A 2,357-nucleotide genomic window follows, 5' to 3' on the forward strand; every position below is an offset into this window, starting at 1 on the left:
CACTACCATTTATAGAAATATTGTCTTTAAAATGGTTATTAACTCTAGATTTAAATCTAGAGTTTTTTCGTTCTTTAAAGTAATTGTTGATTTTCTGGTAACACTCTTTTTTAGGATAATTAAGCTTATAGTAAATTTCAGTCCCCAAATTTACCCCCAAATGCTGGTAATAGTTAGTTGTGACTTTAAATACTTTTTCTAATTTGTAAAGATAATTTTGCATAGTTCTTAGTGTAGTGGGAGCTAGACCATTTCTTTTAAGATTTTCATTAAAGTAGTAGAGTATATTTTTTTGAGTGTATTTTTTATCTTTTTTGTTTAGATAATCTAGTGTTGGGATAAGAGATATTAACTTGTGTTGATGTTTGTTGTGGCAAGTTGCAATTTTTTTATTGGTTGATGTTGTCATATCTGACAATCTCCTTATACTTTAGATATAATAGTAACTATTATAATGCAAAATTTTGATTTAAAAGTAAATACTTTTCTAAAAAATATTAAATTTTAATTATTAATTTTGTTAAATTAATATAAAAATTTGTAATTTAGTAAAAATATAAATTGATTTTAATTTAAAATTGGACTACACTAAAATCATCGTAGTTATTTGATGTACTATCATTTTTGACTACCTTATATTTTAGAATTTGCTAAAAATAATAATATAGTGGGGACTTAACGAGATTCTTTGAGAAAAGAGTTTGGTTAAGTCCCACTTCTTTTTTTTGTAAAAATCTTTATAAAAAAGTTGGCAAAAATAGTTTTTGCTATATAATTATTTAGTACTAAAATATAAGGAGTAAAAAGATGGAAAATCTTTCAAACAAAAATAACCCACAAGACAATATTCAATCAGAAATAAGCTTCAGAAAAGATATGAAAACTCTAATCAGAAACTTGCCGCGTATTGACAAAAGTCTTAAAGGTTATGGGTATAAGTATCAAGATTTCAATGACATAGTAGAAGTAATTTATAGCGTTATTGATAAGCATAATTTGGATCTTTTTTTTACGCAAGATCCAATTTCTATAGAGAGTCAATATGGCATAGTTGATTATATTAGGACTACATTCTACAGTACAAGCACTGTGTACAAATACTCATTTGATACGCGAATTCATACAGATAAATTACAATGGAACAGTGAAAATGGGTCTAAAAATATTAATACATTGCCACAATTTGTTGGATCAGCTATTACTTATTTCAAAAGGTACGCTTTAGTGGGGCATCTTTGCATAAAAAGTGAAGTTGATACTGATGCAGCTCCTATTTACAATAATCACGAAAATGGAAATTCTATAACTAGTAAACAAGCTAGTGTTAATCAAAAGCAAGAACAAAAAAGAGAACAAAAACAAGAGATTAATCAAATTCAAAAAAATAACACTATTCAAAACCAGAAAAGAGATATTAAGCAAGAACAAAAAAAAGATAGGCTTTATTATTACGGTGTTTTTAAAGAAGCGTTGTCTAATATAAAAGATTGGGTAAATAGCCCCACAACAAAAGATAATATAAATTCAATTATTCAAAAAATAAGCTTTATTCAGAATATAGACCCCAATAATTTTGATGATATCAAGAAAATTGAATCTGATTTAATCGCGTATTTTGAGAAAAATAGTGATTTTAAGAGTGTAAACTATTGGGCGGAGATTATAAAAAACTATTTCAAGAAAAAAAATAGATTAAAGGATTTACAAGATTTTGAAAAGTTTATGGCGTTTAAGCGAACTGCTTATGGCCCTAGCCCATTAATATTCTTTAGTGTCTTAAAAGAATATGAACGGTTTGATGAGATATTTGTAGCATAGCAAGATTAATGCCCCCTATTTGGGGGCTACTCTATATTAGGAATTACCGCAAGTACTAACTGCATTGTTTGTTCCAAAGCCATCTATACCCCCATTAAGGGCTCCTTGAACTATTTTTTTGAAGGTGCTTTTTTGTTGTTCAGCATTATCCCCAGTACATTTATCAAGTTCGGTTTTTATGTGATCAAGCGCGTCTTTTATTTTGGATTCATCATATCCTAAAAATTTATCAAATTCTCCGGCTTTAGTTAAAGCGGTTTTTAACCAATCAAGTTGTGTTTTTTGATCGTCAGATAGCTTTTTTCTAAGTAGTTCTTCTTTGGATTTTGGTTTTTCTTGTGGTACTTCTTTTGGGGCTAAATCACGCTTTACCCGGCTTTTTGTTTGGCTAGTATTAGTATCATTAGAATTACAGCTGTTTAGCATGATTAAAAATAAACAAAATAATATGTTGATGATTTTCATTGTTACTCCGTTTTTTTATTAATAATGTTTAATAAATCAATTATTAATACTAAATATTGGATAAACAATTATTA

Annotated in this window: 3 protein-coding genes; 1 reads left to right on the top strand and 2 read right to left on the bottom strand. The window is 27.7% G+C overall.

The window, feature by feature from the left end:
• Positions 1–409, bottom strand: a 409-nt coding sequence (locus tag HNP67_RS06650) for a plasmid maintenance protein (protein ID WP_236845754.1), incomplete at its 3' end; no start/stop codon positions are given.
• A gap of 398 nt (positions 410–807) precedes the next feature.
• Between HNP67_RS06650 and HNP67_RS06655 the strand changes: the two genes are divergently transcribed.
• The gene (locus HNP67_RS06655; RefSeq protein WP_184125761.1) at positions 808–1,818 is read left to right on the top strand and encodes an ERF family protein; all 1,011 of its coding nucleotides are present in this window, start codon (positions 808–810) and stop codon (positions 1,816–1,818) included.
• Between the two features lie 36 nt (positions 1,819–1,854).
• On the opposite strand, the gene HNP67_RS06660 is transcribed toward HNP67_RS06655, so the two are convergent.
• Positions 1,855–2,283, bottom strand: a complete 429-nt coding sequence (locus HNP67_RS06660; protein ID WP_184125763.1) for an Mlp family lipoprotein — start codon at positions 2,281–2,283, stop codon at positions 1,855–1,857.
• Between the last annotated feature and the right edge of the window lie 74 nt (positions 2,284–2,357).

Source organism: Borreliella californiensis (assembly GCF_014205885.1).
Lineage (GTDB): Bacteria > Spirochaetota > Spirochaetia > Borreliales > Borreliaceae > Borreliella > Borreliella californiensis.